At 40.4% G+C, this 18,439-nt stretch carries 12 protein-coding genes and 4 pseudogenes; 7 read left to right on the top strand and 9 right to left on the bottom strand.

The window, feature by feature from the left end; translation table 11 throughout:
- Positions 1-1,563 carry a nuclease-related domain-containing DEAD/DEAH box helicase gene (locus D1367_RS16505; RefSeq protein WP_118167397.1) on the bottom strand — a complete coding sequence of 521 codons (1,563 nt, stop codon included), beginning with the start codon at positions 1,561-1,563 and terminating at the stop codon, positions 1-3.
- A 263-nt stretch (positions 1,564-1,826) separates the two neighbouring features.
- On the opposite strand from D1367_RS16505, the gene D1367_RS16500 reads away from it, so the two are divergent.
- A complete protein-coding gene (locus D1367_RS16500; protein ID WP_118167396.1) occupies positions 1,827-3,047 on the top strand; it encodes an alpha/beta hydrolase in 1,221 nt (406 codons plus the stop codon).
- A 36-nt stretch (positions 3,048-3,083) separates the two neighbouring features.
- On the opposite strand, the pseudogene D1367_RS16495 reads toward D1367_RS16500, so the two are convergent.
- The 3 genes and pseudogenes from D1367_RS16495 to D1367_RS16480 all read right to left on the bottom strand — a co-directional run.
- Positions 3,084-3,497, bottom strand: a pseudogene (locus tag D1367_RS16495) (Uma2 family endonuclease); the annotation flags it as partial.
- Between the two features lie 41 nt (positions 3,498-3,538).
- Positions 3,539-3,922: pseudogene (locus D1367_RS16490) on the bottom strand (RNA-guided endonuclease InsQ/TnpB family protein); the annotation flags it as partial.
- Positions 3,923-4,249: 327 nt separating this feature from the next.
- Positions 4,250-4,861, bottom strand: a complete 612-nt coding sequence (locus D1367_RS16480) for a hypothetical protein (protein WP_118167393.1) — start codon at positions 4,859-4,861, stop codon at positions 4,250-4,252.
- A gap of 137 nt (positions 4,862-4,998) precedes the next feature.
- On the opposite strand from D1367_RS16480, the gene D1367_RS16475 reads away from it, so the two are divergent.
- Together D1367_RS16475 and D1367_RS16470 are read left to right on the top strand one after the other, a co-directional pair.
- Positions 4,999-5,430 (top strand): biotin carboxylase, encoded by a 432-nt coding sequence (locus D1367_RS16475; protein WP_118167392.1) that lies wholly within the window; start codon positions 4,999-5,001, stop codon positions 5,428-5,430.
- A 717-nt stretch (positions 5,431-6,147) separates the two neighbouring features.
- A pseudogene (locus D1367_RS16470) lies at positions 6,148-6,612 on the top strand (Rpn family recombination-promoting nuclease/putative transposase); the annotation flags it as partial.
- Between the two features lie 35 nt (positions 6,613-6,647).
- Here D1367_RS16470 and D1367_RS16465 read toward each other — a convergent pair.
- Complete coding sequence (locus D1367_RS16465; protein ID WP_118169262.1) at positions 6,648-8,177, bottom strand: RNA-guided endonuclease InsQ/TnpB family protein; 1,530 nt, start codon at positions 8,175-8,177, stop codon at positions 6,648-6,650.
- Between the two features lie 275 nt (positions 8,178-8,452).
- Here D1367_RS16465 and tnpA point away from each other — a divergent pair, with 275 nt between their 5' ends.
- Together tnpA and D1367_RS16455 are read left to right on the top strand one after the other, a co-directional pair.
- Positions 8,453-8,884, top strand: a complete 432-nt coding sequence (tnpA, locus tag D1367_RS16460; protein ID WP_118167390.1) for an IS200/IS605 family transposase — start codon at positions 8,453-8,455, stop codon at positions 8,882-8,884.
- Positions 8,885-9,013: 129 nt separating this feature from the next.
- A pseudogene (locus D1367_RS16455) lies at positions 9,014-9,412 on the top strand (transposase); the annotation flags it as partial.
- Positions 9,413-9,421: 9 nt separating this feature from the next.
- Here D1367_RS16455 and ccmS read toward each other — a convergent pair.
- On the bottom strand, positions 9,422-9,850 hold the full coding sequence (gene ccmS, locus D1367_RS16450) for a beta-carboxysome assembly chaperone CcmS (protein ID WP_118167388.1): 429 nt from the start codon (positions 9,848-9,850) through the stop codon (positions 9,422-9,424).
- A gap of 195 nt (positions 9,851-10,045) precedes the next feature.
- Positions 10,046-11,854: an ABC transporter ATP-binding protein gene (locus D1367_RS16445; protein ID WP_118167387.1), complete on the bottom strand. Its 1,809-nt coding sequence runs from the start codon at positions 11,852-11,854 to the stop codon at positions 10,046-10,048.
- Between the two features lie 386 nt (positions 11,855-12,240).
- On the opposite strand from D1367_RS16445, the gene D1367_RS16435 reads away from it, so the two are divergent.
- Positions 12,241-13,923: a SulP family inorganic anion transporter gene (locus D1367_RS16435; protein WP_118167385.1), complete on the top strand. Its 1,683-nt coding sequence runs from the start codon at positions 12,241-12,243 to the stop codon at positions 13,921-13,923.
- Between the two features lie 299 nt (positions 13,924-14,222).
- Positions 14,223-15,161 carry a ribokinase gene (rbsK, locus tag D1367_RS16430; protein ID WP_118167384.1) on the top strand — a complete coding sequence of 313 codons (939 nt, stop codon included), beginning with the start codon at positions 14,223-14,225 and terminating at the stop codon, positions 15,159-15,161.
- 90 nt (positions 15,162-15,251) lie between these two features.
- Here rbsK and D1367_RS16425 read toward each other — a convergent pair whose 3' ends face one another.
- Both D1367_RS16425 and D1367_RS16420 read right to left on the bottom strand, forming a co-directional pair.
- On the bottom strand, positions 15,252-16,397 hold the full coding sequence (locus D1367_RS16425) for a hypothetical protein (RefSeq protein ID WP_118167383.1): 1,146 nt from the start codon (positions 16,395-16,397) through the stop codon (positions 15,252-15,254).
- Between the two features lie 222 nt (positions 16,398-16,619).
- Complete coding sequence (locus D1367_RS16420; protein ID WP_118167382.1) at positions 16,620-18,107, bottom strand: galactose oxidase-like domain-containing protein; 1,488 nt, start codon at positions 18,105-18,107, stop codon at positions 16,620-16,622.
- Positions 18,108-18,439 lie beyond the last annotated feature (332 nt).

Genomic DNA, 18,439 nt, shown 5'->3' with positions numbered 1-18,439 from the left:
TTAAAAGTCAATTTCTGGATCAGGAGATTCATAAATAATAAGAAAGCTTTTTGCTCTTGTTGCTCCGATATATTTATTTGCAATATCCCACCTACTTGGGATTAATGTTTTCGCCTTCTCAAAGAATAGGATTATCACATCACTTTCTAGACCTTTATACATCCCTACATTCGACCACTGAAGAGTATTTGGATCTTTATTAGAAAATGAATACTCTTTGAGATGAAAACGATTGATATGCGAATAATCTGAAAGTATGGACTTAGCCAGTGGATACATATCAGTTAATATAACAATTTGGCTAGGAATAACGTTCTCTTGCTCAACTAAATTTAGAATATCTTCTTCTAACATCCTAAATATCTCATTTGTCTCTTGATAGAGTCGTTGTACAACATCCCTTCCATCAATAGATGAACTCTTTATTGGATGGGTACAGGATACAAATGGCTTTGCATATTTGAATATTTTTTCAGTATTTCGACAGTTTTTATCCAAAGTATTTGGAATTACCCCAAGTGCAAATTTATTTGCATTCTTTGAAAGATTTTGATTACTGTCTTGAAAAATGTAGAATATTCCATCATGTGGAATCAAGTTGCTTAAGTCGTTAATTTCCTGAGGTTCAAAGTCTTGCCCTTCATCAACAATGATTGCCGTAAACTCAAATTTAACCTTATAATTTTTTACCTTTACTTCTTCAAAGCTATAAACCACGCAGTATCCTGATTGGATTTCATGTTGCAAGGATGCTGCAAGATATAGTGAAAGGTTGTTAGATTTACAAATCACTAACGTTCTTATTTGATGTTGACACAACCTTCTAGCTTTTTCTATTGCTAATTGAGTTTTCCCTGAACCAGCACATCCTAAAATTATGCACTTAGAATGATGATAGAGGTAATTTAAGATGTTGAATTGTTGCTCGGTTAATTGAATAATTTCTTGTTTTGTATCATTAATATCATTGGCTATATATTTTTTAAACTTAGTACTTGGAGATATAAGGTCAACGATTTTTTCTGTACGATTACTTCCAAGTTTTATAATTTTTCCCTTCGCATAGTAACTGAAAACGGAAGAAACCCAGTTATTAATATTTTTTATTTGAGGACGTAAAAGTAATATTTCTTGTGGTGCTTCAGAAGGGAGTCCATTTATAACCTCATCGACATCAGGGAAAGCAATACATTGTCCAATACAAAAATTTTGCATTGAAAATTCGCTGTGCTTACTAATAAAATCTAAGAACTTATACTTAATTTGTCTAGCTTGCTCAAAGGGAGATATTTTCATCCTAATTTGGTTTTGATACCAAGCCTTATTAAAAGAATCATATCTTATTTCTCCTCCTTTAGCTTCTACTATGAGTATTCCTTTTTCAGGATGAATAATTATGAAGTCAGCTTCTCTATCCTGGACGACATATTTGATGTGCTGCCACCATGCTCCATGAAAAACAATATAATCATTACTAAGGTCTTTTGCAAAAAATTGAAATAGCTTCTTTTCAGCATTGCTCTTTGTTGTTGGCGATAACTTTTCAGGAATCATTCTTGCCATAATTATTCACTTACGATTTAAGAAAATTAGCTCCTTTGCCATATTAGTCTGTACATTATCCTTTAGTCATTAGTTGTGTTACATTACGACAACAATCTAATAGAATACTAATTAAGCTTTATCATGGTATTGCAAGTGCAGAAAAAATAAAGTAAAAATATAAAGCTGTATGACAATAAAGTGAGCGATTATCGAATGCAACCAGCAAAACTGGCGTGACCATAGTCTGTTTTAACCTTATGTAGCATTTTACAGAACAGATCATGTCATTTCTTTCGTCTATTTTCTCCAAACCCAAAATACTTTTATCATGGCTTGCGTTCTTACTCAGTTTTGCAAGTCTATTTCTTAGTTCTTGGATTCTTCTTCCGGCTCCAAATATGTTTTTACTCACCTTAGCAGTAGGAGCGCCAGAAATCAGTCCTTGGTTATTGTTATTAAATTTGCTCTCTTTATCACTTGCTTTTTTCTACATCCGTCGTCGTAAATTACAACGTTTAGCTTGTATTTTCAGCTTCATAGGACTGCTAATTTGTGCATGGGTGCTAGTGAATATCCCACTAACTCAAATGCAGATGGCTAAAGCGATGAAACAAGGATTAGGAGCAAATTATCTAGAGCAAATTCCAGTCCAAGTCAGCGCTAAGATGCAAAAGCATCCCTTTGATTTAGTTAATTCCTTCCGGGGTATTGGACTAGCGAAAACCCGTCATAAAAAAGATATTCTCTTTGCTTCTCCTGGGGGAGTGCCTTTAAAAATGGAAGTTTACCAACCCTCAGAGGTAGGAAAATATCCAGCAGTGGTAGTAATTTATGGTGGAGCTTGGCAATATGGCAATCCTCATGCAAACTCCGAGTTTAATCAATATATCGCTGATCAGGGATATACGGTATTTGCGATCGCTTATCGACACGCGCCTAAATATCGGTTTCCATCTCAGTTAGATGACGTGCGTACAGCCCTAAATTTTATTCGCAAACATGCAGCAGAATACGAAGCTGATCCAGAACGGATGGTACTTATAGGGCGTTCTGCGGGAGCGCACTTAGCAATGTTAGCGGCTTATCAACCAGATGCACCGCCTATTCGTGGTGTGGTGAACTATTACGGCCCTGTTAATTTAACGGGGGGATACAAAACACCACCAAATCCCGATCCTATCAACACCCGCGCTGTTTTAAAAGCATTTCTCGGTGGTTCTTTAGAAGAATTGCCTAATCAGTATAAAATTGCTTCACCGATAAATTATCTGACGCACCCTTTACCACCAACTTTATTAATTTACGGCAGTCGCGATCATTTGGTAGAAGCGCGATTTGGCAGACGAATGTATGAACGTTTACATAATTCTGGTAATACTGCGGTTTTTTTAGAAATTCCTTGGGCAGAACACGCTTTTGATGCCGTCTTCAACGGTGTGAGCAATCAATTAGCGTTATATTATACTGAAAGATTTTTGGCTTGGGCGTTGTTTAAGCAATAAGACTTGTCGAAGTTCACCAAACGTTTTAATCACATCTCATCCTTGCAAAACTTTAGCAGCAGTTAACTGAAGATTAGCAAAAATTGAAGAGACAATCGCACTTTCTCCCTGATAAACTCGCTCATCATAAAATCCCTCTACCCATTCCAAAACCGTAACCTTCTGGGCAATAGGATCAACAATCCAATACTCAGCAATTCCCCGCGCCGCATACTCCGAACGCTTATAACGATAATCCCGATTTTCCTGATTCGGACTCACCACCTCAACCACCAACAACGGCGGCGGCATATCCATCAAAATTATAGATCGCGTAGCTCCTTGCATTACCTTGGCTAACTCCTCAGAATACACCACCAAATCAGGCAAACGTACCCCTACCTGTCGGCTATGCACAGCTACCTCTGCCTTCATCCGCAACTGATAAGATGGAATTCCCAATTGCAAGAAACAAGTAAGTGACGTACTCCACACACTCCCCTTTCAGGGTGAGTGTTGTACTGTCCTTTGCCCTTAAATCTAGGTCTACCTGACTTTTTGCCGTTAACATCGCCTTTCAACCATCTGTCAAAAGCTAGTTCAACTTTTTTAGGGACTTCCTGTAGCACTTGTGAGTGAATCTCTTTGTACCAGGGTCTATCTATTTTGAGTTGGACTAAGGATGCTTTTTGATTGTAGTAGTTAGGTTGTTCCTTTAATTCTGGCAAGTAACAAATTAATGGGCATCTGTCGATAGAACAGCGATTTTGTTCATACCAGTCAAACCTTTGAGCAAGTAAATAATTATATTGACAACGCAGCATTTCTAGAGTCTTGTCTATTTTCTCTGCTTGCTCTAAGGAAGGCTTAATTTTGTATTGGTATGAGGTTTTCATCACTTTATCCTTGTTTTTCGACCTGGAAACAGTATAACATAATGTGTATCCAATGTGTAACTAATATGAAAAATAAGCAATTAAGATTAAGAATGTCAGATCGTAGATTCAATAAGCTCAAACAATATGCAGAGTACGCAGACAAAACAATGACTCAAGTGATAGATGAGCTTATCGACACGTTGCCAAACATAAAAAATGGCGACTCCTCACCGACCAACACTCCTAACTCCTAACTCCTAACTCCTAACTCCTAACTCCTAACTCCTAACTCCTAACTCCTAACTCCTAACTCCTAACTCCTAACTCCTAACTCCTAACTCCTAACTATTTCTTCAGCCATCGCCAGTTATAGCGATTCCATTCGTAGATTCCTTGAATTTCATACTCAGCGCCGTTGAAGAAGCGGAGGAGGCAGTTAGTAGAGGTATGATCACCGTTGCTAATTTCCTCGACCTTGATCACCATACAGGGAAACCATTCGCGCTTACAAGGGCCATCTTCTTGCACCCATTCCCATAGTGCATTGGAAACTTCTATGCGATCGCCTACTCTTAGTTTTAGTGCATCCTCAAAATAAGAATACTTATCAAAATGATATGACTCTACACGATTGAGCCACTGTAAACCATAGCGTTGCCGTATAAATTGTACTCTTCCAGAGTCATTTTGCAGTAGCCAGTCGTTGAGTAATTGCACTTTCCAAGTGCGGTTGCGTTGTTCTTCATCCTTAACAAATTGTAAAAATGCTTCTAACTCCTCTGGGGTAAGTTCGTCTAAGGGATTAGCTATATCTGATGCTCTAGAGGTAGAATTTCCCTGAATTTGCTCCACGAATTGCAGTAATATCTCTTTCTGCGTATCAGTGAGAGGACAGCTTGCTGCATCACAATCATTAAAGGCTGCGAGCATAGATGCTTCAATCTCATCTGGAGTCATATAAATTAATAGCAATTGAGAGTTTATTTCTCTAATTATTACAAAGGTTAAATTAAAGTCTTCAATCCCTTGTAGTGAAATTCAGGTAAGCTGAGGTTATAAGTTACATATTGTAAGATTAAGCCACGGAGTATTTTATGCGCTTGCGCTCACTCACGGTCGTTTTTATTTCCTGTCTCATCACCTTTCTATCGTGGGTGAGCATTCCCCCTGCTGTAGCACTGACACAGATTAGATTATTTGATGTTTCTTATAAAGATTGTCCACCAGAACTAGCACAAGGGGCTGTTATCAGTAGTGGTAGCGCGGCTGCTAATTGTTTTCTTGTCTTTGGCAAAGCAGAAAATGGCACTTATAAAACAGTCTACGACGCAGATATTTTTGGACGCATCTATGATGCCAACAATGACTCGGTAATGCAAAACCGCACTCGCTTAGGTTCTATTGTTGAGGTTCCACCAGGTATTAGCGATTTTGAATTGAGAATTTCTGTACCTGCGAATCAGCCTACTCCATTGAAGCTGAAGCAGTTTAAAGCAGCTGGATTTAGCGGCCAAGTGCGTAAGTAATAAGCTGTTCCACAAATAAACTTGCATAAGCTGGGCGCTCATGTTGCCATAGGTGTCAACTTAAGCTAAAAATCGCTTATCTGTTGGCTTCCACGCCCGCCCATAAAGAAATTTCAGCGGCTCAAAGCTAAAGTCTACTGAAGTAGACTAAAGATTTTTAGGAATATTTAGTCTACTTCAGTAGACTTTAGCTATTATTCTTGGAACTGAAGTTCCTTGCGGGATATGGCTTTTACGTTAAGTTGACAGCAATGGCAAGATGCCCACCCCACAAGAGTTATATTTAATAAGGGTTATGCAAATTAGATGTGAATGTGCGTGGAAATTTAGCCTATTTACGTGATTCTCTCACCTCACAACAGTAAAATTTAAGTTCCCAACCTCATTAATTAAGCTTTTATCTCCAAGTTTCGCGTTCTGAACTCGAAGTTTCATGTTTTAAACAAAAACGTTTCTGTTTAAAGTGAGAACGTTCCTATTCCAAACCAAAATATTCTTGTTCCAAGTGAGAACATTCCTGTTTTAAACGAGAATATTCTTGTTCCAAATGAGAACGTTCGTGTTTCAAACGAGAATGTTTTTGTTCTGAGGTGGAATGATGGTGTTGTGAAGGCGTTCGCTCTTGTTCAGAGTGTAAAATGAGGTGCAATCTACCAAATATTACTAAACTACATCAAGTATCATGAGTTGCAGTTCTTGAGTGCATCTGTTATTTCCATGTCAAAACCTGCTGATGTCAGCACCAAACGCTTAATTAGCCTCGCACCTAACAATTGGGTAAAATGGGTAACACAAATTCCTGATGTCGTTGCTGGGGAAATCCTTAATTCTGAGTTTCAGTGGATTAGTAGAGAAAGTGATGTACTTATCCGCGTCGAAAGTCAAGAGTATGGAAAATTTCTCGTTCTCAATGAATTGCAATTGCGCTATAAACCCGAAATGCCAAGACGGATGCGTGCGTATGCAGGGTTGGCAGAAGAAAAATATCAATTACCAACTTATCCCGTACTCATCAATATCCTCAAAACGAGTGATGTAGAAATACCCACACGATACGAATCTAATATTGCTGGGTTACAAGTACGCCAAGATTACCGCGTTATTAATCTCTGGGAAGTAGATGTTAGCATCGCCTTTGAACAACCCTTACCTTCGTTACTTCCATTTGTTCCAATTCTTAAAGTTGACACTCCCCGCCCTAAAGGGAACGGGGATTCTTAATCGAACAACTGTAAAGACAACTGCTCGAATAATATCCGCTTTTCAGGAATAACACTTCGACTACGCTCAGTGCAAGCCTTAGATGTACGGTTCTTGCCCTGATCCCGTTTGCCACGAATGGCGGAATCATCTCTGACAAGCGTAACTTTTCGAGAGTCCCCCGATAGGTTTTTACGTCTTATACTGACGAATTCTAAATTAGCTCTATGCAAAATTGTACGAGATGCTTGAGTATCCGCATGATCAATATGTCCACAGCTTTCACAAATAAACTTCTCACCATCTCTGTTAGCCTTGCTTACGTGATGACAAACTGAACACTCTTGGGATGTGAACTTAGGATTAATTGCTAATACTGGCTTACCAGCTTTCAGTGCCAACCAAGCAATCTTAGAAAATAACTCCCCCCAACTAACATCTGATATAGAACGGTTCAATCCACGTTTTGCAGATTGTCCATTAGCCATGAACCGTCCCTTTTCTCTTTTGGGTTTGCATCGAGACTTCATGGCTTTGACATTTAGATCCTCTTGAACAATCGCCGCAGCAGTGCCAACAACTTTATTGGCTGCAAACCATTGATGATCATTCCGTTTGTCAGCAATTTTTTTATGCAGCTTGGCAACTATTATGCCAGCTTTTTTACGATTCTTAGAACCCTTAACTTTACGATTAATTCGGCGCTGCCTAATTCTTAATTGACGGCGAGTTTTCTTGTTAGTTCCAAACTTAGGATTTTCAACAAACGAACCATCAGTGAGAGAAATTAATTTATTAATCCCTACGTCAATACCTACTGCTGAGGGTACGGTTTTAATATCTGGGACTTCTGGTAACGCTTTTGGCTCTTTGAGCAATACACTCATATACCATCCGTCAGCTTCTTTAATTACTGTTACGGTTCTAATGTCAGCATCCGTTGGGATAGTGCGACTATCCAAATATCGCATACTCCCAATTCCAGGGAGGTAAACATGAGAGTAACAACGCTTTTTCTTAGATGTGCAGTTAACTGTTAACTTTGCTTGCCCTGGTTTAAATTGAAAGCTTTTGAAATTAGATGTTTTGCGAAACGCGGGGAATCCTCTCTTGTGCTGGAAAAATCCATTGTAAGCAGTATCTAGTTTAGCTAAATTGCCTTGCAAAACATCTGAATTAACCCGACCATACCATTCAGACTCAGCGCGTAATTCAGTTGTCCTCTTGCTTTGAATATCAGATGCGTTACCCCAAGCTAGACCATGTTTTTTGCTGCTTTTTGTTAATTCAGCAGACATTACCCCATGTTTCACAACAGGACAAGTCAAAGGACAATAAGAACCGTATTCAGAGCGACTATTTAAATCACAAAATGCACCATATTGGTACATCACTTGTTCGTCTGACTTCTGATTATTCGTTTCAAAAGCACGCTGACGTTCTGCTAAACAATAATTCCTATGTTTGCGTAGAGTAACAAGCCACTCGGACATTAGGGCTTGTTGCCCAATATTCGGTTGTAGCTTGAACTTCCAGCGTATTTGCACGGGCTTATTGTGTTGATATAGTTAATTATATCAACATATTAATCTACAATTAAAAACAAGTCAAAACAATTCAAAATTCAAAATTATCAATTTCATTATTAATACCCCACGCATAAATGCGGGGGCTTGAATATTGATACTACGTGTTTTATTTTTTTTCATAATTGAAATTAGGGGCTTGTATCCCTTTAGGTATCAATTCAAAATTTATAACAATTTATTTTGAATTTTGAATTTTGAATTTTGAATTCAAAAAGTGGTCAAGCCTGAATATTATGAAAAAAAGCTCTTACGAATATCGACATTACAATCACGCTGTTGGACTAAGCGTGATTCATTTAGTTTGGATACCTAAACGACGGAAGAAGGTACTTGTTGGGAAAATTAGGGATAGAATTTTTGAGATATTTTCAGAACTGGCTATTGAAAAAGACTGGAATATTCGCGCACTAGAAGTCGCACCAGACCACATTCATTTATTTGTAGAGATTCATCCAACTGATGCAATATTTCAAGTAGTCAAAGCATTCAAAGGACGTTCGTCAAATTACTTAAGAAAGGAGTTTCCAGAATTAAAGAAGTTACCATCACTCTGGACTAACAGTTATTTTTTCTCAACTGCTGGAAACGTTGCGGCTGATACTATAGAAAGATATATAGCGGTGTGCAGTTCAGTGAGATACAAAAAAAATGCTGGAATGATTTGACAGCAAGGACTTTGGTGTTCTCATCCAATCGATAACCGCTATATCAATGATCCTCATCATGGGTGAGAATATTGGAGGCGAATAAATTCGGCATTTGTCGGCTTTCCCCTTCGGTCTAAAGACGCGAAGCTCCCAGCCTTCCCGCTATCCCCTGGTGGTGGAAACGAGCCTACAATCCGAGAAGCATTGCGTTTATTGCAAAGAGATGAACAATTAAATCAACTTGAAACGGTCTTAGCATTTTTTGCTACGTTTGTATTAGATAGTGCTTTAGTCCAACAAATTATGAGGTGGGATATGACAGTATTACGTTCTTCGCCCTGGTATGAAGAAATATTCCAACGCGGACAACGAGAAGATCGGCTATCGAGCATCGAATTAACCTTAGAAGTAAAATTCGGCAATGAAGGATTGAATTTCATGCCAAAAATTTCTCAAAAATCTGATATTGAAGAACTCAAGGCAATTCAACGTTCTATTCTCATAGCTGAAACTCTAGAGGAAGTGAGACAAATATTTGAATCGTGATGTTCTGCGTTAAAAAACAATCTCCCCCCTCATCCTCTCTTCCAGCACATCCAATAACCCATCCACATCCTTCCCAACTTGCTCAAAACAAATTGGTGGTGCTGGTTCCGGTGCAAACTGAATTAACTTAATTTCACCCTTACCAATCCCAATCATCACAACTTCCACTTCCGGCTGATGATTCTCGACAATTCCCAAAATTTCTTGCAGCCGATTTTCAACTCTAATATTTAAATTCTCTATCTGCTCTTTCGGACAATAAACAAAATGCGGCGTTGGTTGCAAATCAATACCAACAGTACCTTGACTATCACCATTTGCTAACCACAATCCCCAAAACAGCGCCGCCAATTCTTGCTGATTTGCTTTGACAAATTTATCCAACTGGCGACGCCACTTAGTATCACCTGATTCTGGTTGACTATTACCAAAAAACATAAATAATTCGTAATTCCTAATTAAGACAGAAAGAAGGGGCGAAAGTTATCTTAGGCGATTTACAGGAATAAATATACCGCCGCCGTTGGTTTCGACTTCGCGGTAGTTGAGCGTAGTCGAAACTCAACCAACTGAGAGATCGAGAGTTGAGCGAAGTCGAAACTCGCACTCCCCAGGTATTTTCTTTCTCGGGAATCACCTTAAGCCTGATTGTACACGCCAGAGGCCGGAATAAATACCGTCTTTCTCCAGCAATTGCTCATGGGTTCCCGACTCTACTAATTTCCCATGTTCCATGACATAAATGCAATCGGCATTGCGGATGGTGGAAAGACGATGAGCGATCGCAATTGTAGTTCTATCTACTGTAATTCGGTCGAGCGATCGCTGGATTGCTGCTTCTGTCTCATTATCCACTGCTGAGGTAGCTTCATCTAAAATCAGAATGGGGGGATTTTTGAGAACTGCACGAGCGATCGCAATCCGTTGTCTTTGTCCACCAGATAACTTTTGTCCTCTTTCCCCCACAATTGTCTCATAACCTTGGGGCAATTCAATAATAAATTCGTGCGCCTCGGCTATCTTCGCCGCCGTGATAATTTCTTGCTCTGTAGTCTCAAAGCTACCATAAGCAATATTCTCCGCTACAGTGCCATGAAATAGAAAGACATCTTGACTCACCAAGCCAATGCAACGGCGTAAATCTTGCAAATTCAAACTTTGCAAATCAATGCCATCGAGAGTAATGCTTCCCGTTTGCACTTCGTATAACCGCAATAAAAGTTTAACTAAAGTGCTTTTACCAGAACCAGTTGAACCAACAATTGCGATTGTTTTCCCCGCCGGAATATCCAAAGACAGATTTTTAATTACTGGAAATCTATCTTTATAAGCAAAATAAACATTTTTAAATTGCACTTCCCCGCGCACTTCATTTACAGGTAAGGCCACATCACCTGTATGAATAGCGATAGGAGTATCCAACAAATTCATGACTCGATTAGTAGAAGCCATTGCCCTTTGATATTGATCAAATGTTTCGCCTAATCTAGTTAAAGGCCACAGCAATCGCTGGATTAAAAACACTAATACGCTGTAAGTACCTACAGACATTTTTCCAGAAACTGCTGCCATCCCGCCATATAAAAGTAATGCTGTGAAACCCACTAAAATCAACATCCGAATTAAGGGGACAAAAGCAGCAGAAAGAGTAATTGCTTTAAAGTTACTCCGGCGATAAGCTTCACTATCTAATTCTAAACGAGAGGCTTCATAAGTTTCAGCAGTGAAACTTTTAATAGTAGTAATTCCGCTAATATTGTTTGACAAACGCGAATTCAGGAAACCTACCTTTTCTCGCACATCAGCATAACGAGGGGCAAGTAGTCGTTGATAAGCAAAAGAACCCCAGAGGATAAATGGCATCGGTGACAAAGCCATCCACGCTACACTTGGAGCCAAAATAAAGAAAGCAGCGCCAATAATTAGAACAGTAGCGGAAACTTGGATAATATCATTAGCTCCTCCATCCAAAAACCGCTCTAATTGGTTAATATCATCACTGAGGATAGACATTAAACCGCCAGTGCTGCGTTCTTCAAAATAAGCCAATTCCAACTCTTGCAAATGTTTGTATGCATCCAAACGCAAGTCATGCTGAATATTTTGAGCTAAATTCCGCCAAAGTCGAGCGTAGGCGTACTCAAAAACAGATTCTAGTATCCAAATGATGACAGTGAGGAAGGAAATAATCAAAAATTGTTGAAAGACATCGCGTACCCCTAACTGGGCAATTATGGAATCCTGCTGTTTAACGACTACATCCACCGCCACGCCAATTAAGCCGGGTGGTGCCAAGTCGAAGAATTTATTGAGGGTAGAATAAGTAGTCGCCAGCCAAATTTGTTTACGATACTGGTGTCCATACTCAAGCAATCGCTGGAGAGGATGCGTTGAATGTTTACGCCTTCTTGATGCCCGATGAGATTTTAATACAGTAGCCACGGCTTTTTGCGGTTTCGTGCAGTTGATATTAACACAGAAAAAACTTCTGAGTCTTGAGTCTAAAGATGGGCGAACGCAATTATAGTTCTATCTACTGTAATTTGTTCGAGCGATCGCTAAGTACAGCTTTGCGTAAAATCGTAGCGTTTTTAATGCAAGGGGACGCATTGGCATTGTCAGTCGATGCGTTGGCATTGTCAGTCAATGCATTGGTATTGTCAAATCACAATATAATTTTGACTTTTTTGGGAGATGTCTATAATGAAAGGGCTTTTACCGGCAGGTTCCTTGAAGTTCCGGGTATTATGCTTAATTGCCCGGATATCATCTGACATTTATCTGTGCATGAACATAATTGTGTATGAGTATGAGAGTAGAAACCGAATATGACAATATCTAATATCCTCGAAGAACCACAAAGTCTAAATCGCTGGTTTAGTGGACTCCGTGGCGATTTGACGGGAGGGCTAACAGCAGCAGTGGTAGCCTTGCCTTTAGCTTTAGCTTTTGCGGTAGCCAGTGGAGTAGAACCAAAGGCGGGACTTTATACCGCTATTGTGGCGGGAATTGTAGCAGCAATTTTTGGTGGTTCGCCAGTACAGATTACAGGGCCGACAGGGGCAATGGCTGTAGTATTGGTGGGAATTGTCGCCAAGTACGGCATTGAGAAAGTTTGGATTGCTGGAGTGATGGCTGGGATTATCCAGATTGCCTTAGGGGTTGCCAAACTTGGACAGCTAGTGAAGTTTATTCCCTATCCAGTGACGGCAGGTTTCACCAATGGTATTGCCGTAATTATATTTTGTGGTCAATTAAATAATTTCTTTGGTTTACAACTACCGCGCAGTGAACATTTCGCGCCGGGACTTTGGCAAAGTGTAATTCATGTAGAAGCTTTAAACTGGGCTGCTGTTGGGTTGGCAATAGCGGTGATTGCAACCACAGTTTTGTGGCCCAAGATTAATTCTACAATACCGGGTTCTTTAATGGGGTTGGTTTTGGCAACAGCGATCGCTTCTTATTTCCATTTGGATGTACCCACAATTGGCAGGATTCCGCAATCTTTACCAATGCCCCAAGGTATTCCCCACTGGAATGATTTTAGTGTGATTCGAGAACTGATTAATCCAGCTTTGGCTTTGGCAGCACTGGGAAGTATTGAATCGTTGCTGTCGGCGGTGGTGGCCGATGGGATGACAGTAAGCGAAAAACACAATAGCGATCGCGAATTAATTGGTCAAGGATTGGCAAATATCATTGTCCCATTTTTTGGCGGTATTCCTGCAACAGGTGCGATCGCTCGGACTGTTGTCAATGCCCGTTCGGGCGGCAAAACCCGACTATCTGGAGTAATTCACGGCGTTGCTTTAGCGATTATCGTTTTAACTTTAGCACCCCTAGCAGCACAGATTCCTTTAGCAGCACTTGCTGGGATTTTGATGGTGGTTAGTGTGCGGATGGTTGAGTGGGAAGCCATTGGTTTATTGATGCGTGCTACTTACTCTGACTTTGCAGTGATGATTCTCACCTGGCTAGTAACAATCTTGTTTGACTTAGTTCTCGCTGTAGAAGTAGGATTGATTGCAGCCGGAGCCTTGTTCATCAAACGGATGAGCGATTTAAGCTTAGTCAAAATACCTGAAACCGAAGTATTTCCCCCTGGTACTCCTCTAGAATTAGGTAAAGAAATTGCCGTTTATCGCGTAGATGGCCCCGTATTTTTTGGTGCTGCTGAACGGTTTGCTACCTTCCTCCGCGATGAACCGGAAGTAAAATATTTAATTCTCCGGTTACGATTTGTGCCAAATATGGACACAACTGGGTTAGTAGCTTTAGAGGATATTTACCACGACTTGGAACGGCACAATTGCCGCTTAATTCTCACAGGTTTACAACCCGAAGTCAAACAACTATTAGAACGAACTGGATTGTTAAAAACAATTGGGTTATCAAATTGTTTTGAAACAACGACAGATGCGATTTGCTCTATCTCTCCTCAGATTCGAGAATGTCCTCAGCCTGTAGCGGCTGATTTGAAAACAAAAGAATTAATGGAATTAAATGACTGATCATATTTTGCCATCAAAAGAGCAAAATATAGGACTCCTATCAATACGCTTCGGGTAAGGTTTTTTGATGACACACCGCTAATGGCAAAGACGCGATAAATCGCGTCTCTCCCAACATTATATAAATGTAGGGGCACGGCAGTGCCGTGCCCTTACGGGTGTACCTCACGTAAACGAGAACCGCTATAACAGATGCGTAGCGATCCAATTTCATGCTGCAATTGGAAAAAGTTAGACCTATAAACCGTAGCGATCGCTTGCTGTACTATTAGGCTAAATGACTTTAAAGATTCACAAAAATGAGCATTATCGTCTTCGGCAGCATAAATATAGACTTGGTAGCAACAACACCCCGGTTGCCAATCGCCGGAGAAACGTTGTTAGGAGAAGAATTTTTTAAAGTTTCGGGAGGTAAAGGAGCTAATCAAGCCGTAGCATTAGCAAAATTGGGAATTCCTACCCAAATGGTGGGGCGTGTAGGTGCAGATGATTTTGGTGTAGAACTTGTCAACAATTTACAAGCATCTGGTGTGCAGATTGACAATATTTTTGTGGATGAAACTGTTAGTTCTGGAGTCGCCATCATCGCCGTAAATCATGCTGGTGAAAATCAAATTATTGTAATTCCTGGCGCAAATGGGCGTGTCAATCAAGAAGATGTAGAACGATTATCCCAGTTATTACCAGAAGCGACAGCACTGCTTTTACAATTAGAAATTCCGATTACTGCCGTGATTGCAGCCGCTAAAGCCGCAAGAAAAAGCAAAATCAGGGTAATTCTCGATCCAGCACCCGCACAGTCTGACTTGCCAGATGAACTTTACCCATTAGTGGACATTATTACACCGAATGAAGTTGAAGCCGCGCAGTTAGTGGGTTTTGCTGTGGATGGAGAAGAACTTGCAGCCAAAGCAGCTGAAGTTTTATTAGAACGGGGTGTGAAATGTGCGATCGTTAAACTGGGTGCTAAAGGTGTTTTTTGTGCCACTGCTGAAGAAAAGTTTTTTGTACCTGCGTTTCCAGTTCATGCAGTTGACACAGTAGCTGCTGGCGATGCTTTTAATGGCGGCTTGACGGCGGCACTTTTTGAAAGACTTTCTTTACACCAGGCAGTTGTTTGGGGTGCAGCAGCCGGTGCTTTAGCTACGACAAAACCAGGCGCACAAACTTCGCTACCCGATAGATTTACATTTGATGCATTTCTTAGGCAAAGGGCATTGGGGAGTACGCAAAGATGAGGGAGATGCATCTGTAAGGGGTTGAATAAAAAGCCCTCAAGGCAAAACGAGGGCTTGGTATTTTTTTGCTATATATCGGCTCAATCTCTTCTACTCACGAGCAAGGGTAATCTGGGCAGCGTCAAAGTCTTGTAGCCGAGTCATGTTTCCACTGTTCTTATCTATGCTATACACAGCATTAGGTGTCTCATACCTTAGCGCTCCAAATCCTAGTAGTTGGCCTGTTCCAGAGCAAACCAAGCTTTGTAAGCCATTATTCCATGCTTGACCATTAAATTTCAATTGTGCCAGTCTGATCGGGCTTTTTTGATTTGAATCTAGCTGCACCAAAGTTGTCTCGCCATTTAATCCAACTAAAGAGGTATAGAGTTTTCCATCTGGGCACTGTGCTAGATTGCTGACTCGCTCATTGCTCGGAAATTTAATCTTACTAATAGTACTGATCTCTCCTGTTTGAACATTAATATCTACCAATGTGATCGGTGGTGTACCGTTCTTCTTACCTACTAAACCGATGAGTCGCCCATCAATAGTGCCTAGCAAGCTCCCAAGCTGTTGATTCTGTTTAAGTCCTGAGATTATCAAAGTTTTTATAGGCGTACTCAAAAATGTAATGCGAGTCGATGTCGCCTCTTTCGTACCAATGCTAACAGGAGTAGCGGCTAGAACAAGTGTGCCATCGCTTAAAGAAGTGAAGCCACTTAATGTCTCATTAGTTTCTACTAAAGCTGTAACCTGATCGGCAACTGTGCCATTCGTTAAAGATGTGCCATTCCCAAAAATATTGAGGCTACTCAATATATCATCAACTTTTCCTAAAGCTGTACCGACTTGGGCAATTGTGCCATCGCTTAAAACAGCGAAGCTACTCAATGTTTCATTAGTCTCTACTAAATTTCTACCGCGCTCGGCAAGTATCTGAGTAACTACTGGACTTAAAAGCTGAACCCTTCCTGTATTTGAGGATTGCAAAACAAAGGATTCTAAAACAAGTCCTAGCCCTAAAGGCTTAATATCTGTGGGTAAAATGTTTGGGGCAGCGCTATTTAATTCAGTGGTATCTGCCTCTGGAACAGCCGTTTTGTCAGCGTTGATAATAGAGCCAGAATCTATACCTATAATTTTGAAACTTGGTGTTTGCGCCAAAGTTTTGCTGCTTAGATAACTAAGCCCAGATACTATAGTTCCACCAAGAACCAACTGGCCAAACTGCCGACGTGAAACCTTGTAATTCATATTTCTACTCCTTGAATTAATGACTTTTATCGAGGAAGGTAGTTCTTATTGATCATCTTTGGCGATCAGTAAGAACTGCCGTGACCAATCAGGATGCATGGTTTAAGACCCCCACTGTTGCGTTAGCTTCCCGCTCTTTACGAGAGTTTAGGGCTGTCAAATCATCCTCTTTTTGAATAAAGGCACTGCAATAAGTAGCAGTGTGAACATAAACCGGTGAGGCTATAATATTCGCATCCAGGTTGCTACTGAGGGTGTTCCATTGTTGTCAGTAATAAAAAGCATGTACCAGCCTCGTACTGCTATGTTTCGATTGCTTGTTAGGGTGACATTGAGAGAAGTAGCGTTCCTAAAATTAATCGGCACATCCAGTAACCTTTGTTCTGTATCGCAGGAATGAGTGGTTGCCATTGGTCTAATCAGACTAACCCATTTAATATTCGCAGCTTGGGGTGTCTGAATTGTAAATTGCCGTTCGTAGTCCAATTCTACAGGAGCGCTCTGAATTATTGGGCGCGATCGCGACATATATGCAGGACTGTAGATTTCTAATCGCAGTTCATTGACAGTCCTTCTAGGGTTACCCCCGGCTGTGACTACGCTACCATCTGGTAGGAGCAAGGCCACTGAGTGATAAACGCGGGGGACATTTTGTTTAGCTACTACCGTCCAGGTATTTGTAGCTGGATCGTAGATTTCTGCTGGCAACATTGATTGTGTTGTGTCCTCATTCATTTTGCTACCATTGCAAACAAACACTGTGCGATCGGGTAACAAAACTGCGCTGTGATGCATCCGAGCATAGTTTAGAGGCTGTGCTGCTACATAAGTTGGGTTAGTATCTTTTAAATCTACAATATTTACCCTGTTTGTTGCCATACCACCACTACCTCCACCAATAATCATCACTTTTTGGTCTTGTGCAGGTGGTAAAAGCACGCTGGTAGCTTGATTTCCAAAACCTCGGTCTTGCAGCCCTGTCACAGCTTTTTCTTGAATTGTTTCAGTAAATGTACCTGGCAAGGTTAGTATAGTTGGCGCTACTCCAAAGTTGCTGCCCATTTGAGCACCTGAATAAAAAATTTTTCCACTATCGAGTAGAAACAGATGTAAGTATGGCGGGTAGGAACGAGTTAGTGGAAAAGCGTTCCAACCATTTGGAAAGAAAGCAGAATAAATTTCTGGTTGTTTGTTGAGCTTGCCATCTTTATCCGGGCCAGAGATTGCAAAGATCCGACCGCTGCCTAGTGTTAACAGAGTCGGATACCACCGGCCATTATTCATTGGTGGTATCTTGACCCATTTCTCTCCAATAGGATCAAACATTAGAGCAGAGGGTGAACCATAAAATGGGTCATAGCGCAAAGTTCCACCCGCAACCAATAACATCCCATCAGGGCGGAAAGAGTGCCCAGCGCAAAAAAGATCAATAGGTTGATTATTACTATCCAATGGAGGCTTTTGACGGGTAAAGGTTCCTTTACTTACATCCCAAACCACACTGTCATAGGGAGTATTTAACTGACTGGGATCATTACCTGAACCGCAGAAAAACAATACTTTACCAGTACGAAGTAGAGCGGCATGTATCGGTAGGATTGGCGCACTGTAGGACAATACTTGCCATTGGTCTGCGGTAGTAGCCTGAGCGATGAAAGTCCCTAAATCCGTTTCTTCTAGAAGGTTAGGGTTGTTATGAGTTTGAGTCACTTTATTTACAATTATTCCTACGTAAGCTTTATCTTTTTGTTCTTTGTTTCAGTAACTTATTACTAAAATTATATCTATACTTTTTTAGGCTTATCTAATGTTAAGATGTGATGTTTTTTATAACAAGATCAGGTAAATACCGATTCTTCATTAGTAATTACGCTGTCAATTTTCCCTACTGTCGAGTATCTAATTAAGCTTTGTACCGTGTTTTTTCGGAAAAGATGAACTATGCTTTTAAATATGACGCATATACCTTTTAGGGCTTGGTATTGGGCATTAATGGCTAAAAATTTGTGTTTTTGACTTTCGATTTGTGACTAAGTTAAACA

It is taken from the genome of Nostoc sphaeroides (assembly GCF_003443655.1).
GTDB lineage: Bacteria > Cyanobacteriota > Cyanobacteriia > Cyanobacteriales > Nostocaceae > Nostoc > Nostoc sphaeroides.
Note: the sequence above shows the minus strand (reverse complement) of the source record. Positions and strands in the feature narration are given on the sequence as shown.